Below are 4,200 nucleotides of genomic sequence, written 5' to 3'. Positions count from 1 at the left end.
CACGATCCACGGACGAGAGTTCCTCTTCCCCACGAACAGAGCAACGAGCATCTGAGCCGACAGTCACACCATCAGCGACTTCTGTTAGGACCTGTAAGTGCACCGTCTTTATCCACGCCGACGGCAAGAGCTCGCCGTCGATCTCCTTGGACAGCAGCGGGCGCTGGGCCGCCTTGCGCCAGGCCAGGACCGGTAGCCGAGCACCGCCTTGAGCACCCGCCGACGCCCGCCCGCCGCCCAGCGCCCCGGCACCACGCCACGCGATGATCCACTAATAGGGGCGAACTCCGCGCTCGCTGTGGCAAGCCATGGTGGATTCGACTGCTGCGCGGTCAAGCAGCGGGCGTACCTGATCCGGATCGGCTTGGACGCCGCAGCGGCCGCCACCGCCTCGACGGGCGGGCCCGACGGCCTGGCCCACCCGGGCATTAGCGTGCGCAGCGCGCGGGCTCGGTGCGCAGCATCCACGGCACGGGTGTTGATACGGGGTAAAAGACGCTGTGGGGCGCGATACAGCGTCTACGACCGGTTCGTTGGCCGTCGTGGTGGCGGCACCGCACTCAGCAGTTCCCACAAGGGGCGCGAGCCGGCTGCCCACTGCGCCAGAACTTGGCGGTCCACTAGATGCAGGCGCTGCTGGCGGGCGAAGGCGCGGCCGGGTTGGGTGATGCGGCCGTTGGTGACCATGACGACGACGTCGGCTTTGTGGACGGGGCGGCCTGTGCCGTTGAGGACTTGCAGTTCGGGTGTGCCGACGGCTGCGCCTTGGTTGCCGTTTCTGCGGTGCTTGCATTGGATGACCCAGCGCCGGCCGAAGGGGTCGGTGGCTTTCACGTCCGCGCCGAGGTCGCCTTGGCCGCCGACCTGGACGGCGTCTGCGCAGCCGTCGCGGTACATCAGGTCCCGAATCGCGTGCTCGAACTGGCGGTGAGCAAGAGCGTCCAACTGCGCCAGCCCGTAGCGCAGTGCGCGCCTCTGAGCCTGTTGCCACTGGGTGCGTTGGGTTCGTTGCTGCCACCAGGCCCAGCCGCCCAGCAGCGTGACAGCGGCAGCCAGGATCAGGATCCACCAGTGGGCGATCAGCCAGTTGACCAGCGTGACTATCAGGCTGATGGCCGCGGCCGCGGCGACTGCTACGACCAGCAGCTGCGTACCGTCTTGTTGCTGTCGGCGGTTGCGGGCGGGACGCCGGATCGGCCCCCTGCGGCGCTGCGGTGGGCGCCGGCTCACCGCCCAGTGTCCAAGGTGGAGAGGTCGATCGGGTACGACACGGTCGCTGTCGGCGGAGCGGGCTTCCTATTCGGGGTGGGGAACTTGATGGGGTACGACACCGTGGGCTGCGGCACGCTCCTGCGCGGTGCGGCCTGGCCTTGGCCGTGGTGGAAGCGGATCGGGTAGGTCACCGCTCGCCCATCGCCCGGCTTCACAGCCGGGCCGGTGGTTTTACCCACTCCCTGGTTGCTGTTGCCGAACCCCACGACGGCCAGAGCAGCCATGGTGAAGATCGTCAGTTCCCGCCGGGCGCCGGGCGCCCATCGAGAATGTCCGCGTACCGGCGTCCCATCGGAACGTACATACGACCGCACGAACGGCATCTGGTCCCTCCCCGAATCAACACGTCCAAGTGAGGGCCATGCTGGAGGCGACCACTGACAAACGATCATGACGCAAGGGTGAAGAGTGCCTGTTCAGGACAGCTGCCGCCCGTCTCGCACATCCGATTGCTGTCCTAGTTCGCTCGGCCAGTAGTTCTATACCCCTGCATGCCGGCTACTGACGCCGAGCACGCTGCGGTCACCCGGTCTCACAAGCTGGAAGCTTGTTCATGCTGCCCTCAGGGAGTGCCGGGGCCAGTAGCGGTACTCAAGGCCTGCAGGCGGCGGGGGAGATGTCTTCCAGCAAGCGAGGGCTTGCCTGCCAGCGCCGGGATTACATCCGGTCAACCAATACGTGGCCGGACTCCACTGGGTATTTGACCGACGGTCGCAGGAGAGCTGATCCGGAAGCCGGAACGGTCCCAGAGCAGGGAGTGACACTCGCCGAAGCCGCGCCCACAACTCTGGGCCGTTGGCCAATGCCGTGTTTCCTCGGTGTACGGCTCGGCCGCGCAGTGTGCTGTCGTCATGGGTGACGTACAGAGCGTCGACGTATTGGAAGCTCCGGTGTGGTCGCATTCCTGCCTGCTGGAGGAACTCGTGCTGTCGTACGCGCTGCCCGGTCGTGCCACCGAGTGTCTGGACCTGGGACCGGGATGGCCGCGTACATGGACGGTGACGTGGAAAGCTGGTACGTCCGAGGTCGTCGTCCCGGTGGGGGATCTGTGGTGGGACACGCTTGTTGGCACCAAGTGGTTACCCTTTTTGCAACCAACCGCGCGTTGACAGGCTTCTTGGAAGCAGTTCGCTAGGTTCTGCTCGCTCCACTGGCGGCGCTCAGCCGCACCCGGTGACGCTGAAGGTCGACCTCGGTAACCTCCACCGTGATCAGCTCGCCCTCGTCGACGAGCTTGGCAGGGGTCTCGACCGGTTCGTCGGCCAGCTCTGAGAGGTGAAGGAACCCCACAACGTCGGGAGCAAGCTGCACGAACACACCAAAAGGAACGATCTTGGTGATCGTCCCGGTGAGAACCCGGCCGACCTGATCCGCAAACCGAATGAGTGGATCATCCTGCAGGGCCTTCAGCGAGAGCGTGACCTGTCCGGTTCGAGTCTCGGCAATGATCACCTCAGCGGTGATCCGCTGGCCTATTTCGACTGCCTCGGAAGGGTGGCTGATCCAGCCCCATGTCAGGTCCGGCACCCGGATGAAGCCGGTGCAGAGGCCGTCCGGTTCGCCATCGACATGAACGAAGACCCCGAAGTTGTGAACCTCGGAGACCGTCCCAGCGACGACCTGCCCTCGTTCAAACGAGAGGAGGAAGGACCGCAAGGCCGGAATCTCGCATGCCCTGGCGGAGAGGTGAAGCTGACCTTCGCACCAACGCCCGATCTCTTCGGCGTTGATCTCCTGGCCAATCTCAAACAGCTCGGATGGATGGTCCATCCGACGCATCGACGCCTCCTGCCGAGGAATCCGAGCGATCTCGGCTTGCTCACCTTCGGCATCTGCGAGCTGCACCAAGACGTCCGCTCCGTCGAACCCGGTGACCCTCACGGTTCTCACGGCCCCCGGACGGAGCTGGTTGATCAAGGACTGCACGCGAGGGTCAGGGGCTGGATCGGACACGCGGGTGAGCCTAGTCGGCGCCGGCCGCACTGGTTCCAACTCTCCTGACAAGGTTCCAACTAACGTGCCACGGCTCAGCCGCGCCATCGACACGGAGAGCTCAAACGGCCAACTCACACGCTCACTGGCCAACTGAAGCGCTCAGTCACAGCAGGGGGCATCCTCGGGCGTTCCGGCGCCCCCGCTACAGGTCGAATTCCATCTGCTCGATGTCGGTGAACTCGACCTCGAGGCCTTGGGCGCGGCGCCCGCTGTCCTGGAAGTAGACCTCGCCGAGCGCTTGGCCTGCGATGTCGCGCAGTTGCTGCTCACTGGCCCCGGCGGCCTGGGCGTTGAACAGGCGGGCTGCGTACTGCGGGGGCAGGGCGAGGGTGATGTGCCGCAGACGGGCGTCATCCGTGGACCCAGGAGCGGCAGTGAAACCGAACCTTGCCCGTACGTCGATGACGACGCCCGTGCTGGTGGCCGCCTGCTTGCGGGCCTGGGCACGCAAGCGAGGCTGCCAGCGCTCGCGCACCGCGTCGGCCAGGCGCTGGGCGAGGTCCGGTCGCGGCCGGCGGATCTGGTCTTTGACGTACCGCTCGACCGTGCGCTGCGAGATGCCGAGGTGCTGGGCCACGGCGCGGGTGCCCTTGAGCTGTTTGACCAGGTAACGCATCTGCGCCTCGGCGCTCTTGGGGATGGGTCGGGTGAATGCCTGCTGCACGGCCTTGTTCAGGCCGTCGTCCACTATGCCCACCGCGGGCACCTCCGTTCATGATCGGCTGCGTGGGCCGCTGCGGGATGATCATGGTCGGGCCAGGGGAAGTGCTTGCCCGGTCGTGATCGTGCCGCGCAGCGGCTTTCAGGGCGCTTAGCGGGGCGGTTCTTCCTCGCCGGTCATGTCGCGCAGGCGGCTGTAGTGGAACTGGTGAGCCACGGTCACGGTCCCCGTGGGTCCGTTGCGGTGCTTGGCGACGATGAGGTCGGTTTCCC

The 4,200-nt window shown here is 66.1% G+C and carries 5 protein-coding genes; 1 reads left to right on the top strand and 4 read right to left on the bottom strand.

Annotated features, from left to right (window positions below):
• Positions 1-519: 519 nt before the first annotated feature.
• Both ACH4C6_RS36080 and ACH4C6_RS36075 read right to left on the bottom strand, forming a co-directional pair.
• Positions 520-1,230 carry a restriction endonuclease gene (locus ACH4C6_RS36080; protein WP_398112800.1) on the bottom strand — a complete coding sequence of 237 codons (711 nt, stop codon included), beginning with the start codon at positions 1,228-1,230 and terminating at the stop codon, positions 520-522.
• Positions 1,227-1,496 (bottom strand): hypothetical protein, encoded by a 270-nt coding sequence (locus ACH4C6_RS36075; protein WP_398112799.1) that lies wholly within the window; start codon positions 1,494-1,496, stop codon positions 1,227-1,229. Before ACH4C6_RS36075 ends, ACH4C6_RS36080 begins: the two co-directional genes overlap by 4 nt.
• A gap of 627 nt (positions 1,497-2,123) precedes the next feature.
• On the opposite strand from ACH4C6_RS36075, the gene ACH4C6_RS36070 reads away from it, so the two are divergent.
• Complete coding sequence (locus tag ACH4C6_RS36070) at positions 2,124-2,381, top strand: hypothetical protein (RefSeq protein WP_398112798.1); 258 nt, start codon at positions 2,124-2,126, stop codon at positions 2,379-2,381.
• A 22-nt stretch (positions 2,382-2,403) separates the two neighbouring features.
• On the opposite strand, the gene ACH4C6_RS36065 is transcribed toward ACH4C6_RS36070, so the two are convergent.
• Positions 2,404-3,117 (bottom strand): S1 RNA-binding domain-containing protein, encoded by a 714-nt coding sequence (locus ACH4C6_RS36065; protein WP_398112801.1) that lies wholly within the window; start codon positions 3,115-3,117, stop codon positions 2,404-2,406.
• Positions 3,118-3,409: 292 nt separating this feature from the next.
• Positions 3,410-3,964, bottom strand: coding sequence for a telomere-protecting terminal protein Tpg (gene tpg / locus ACH4C6_RS36060; protein ID WP_398112797.1), 555 nt, complete (start codon positions 3,962-3,964; stop codon positions 3,410-3,412).
• Between the last annotated feature and the right edge of the window lie 236 nt (positions 3,965-4,200).

Origin of the sequence: Streptomyces sp. NPDC017943 (assembly GCF_044328425.1) — a bacterium.
Taxonomy (GTDB): Bacteria; Actinomycetota; Actinomycetes; order Streptomycetales; family Streptomycetaceae; genus Streptomyces; species Streptomyces djakartensis_A.
This window is presented reverse-complemented; position numbering and strand designations above follow the sequence as displayed.

Bases quoted from the DNA above. Each gene is read 5' to 3' on its own strand.
- ACH4C6_RS36070 (WP_398112798.1), top strand. From the start codon at position 2,124: ATGGGTGACGTACAGAGCGTCGACGTATTGGAAGCTCCGGTGTGGTCG.
- ACH4C6_RS36075 (WP_398112799.1), bottom strand. From the start codon at position 1,496: ATGGCTGCTCTGGCCGTCGTGGGGTTCGGCAACAGCAACCAGGGAGTG.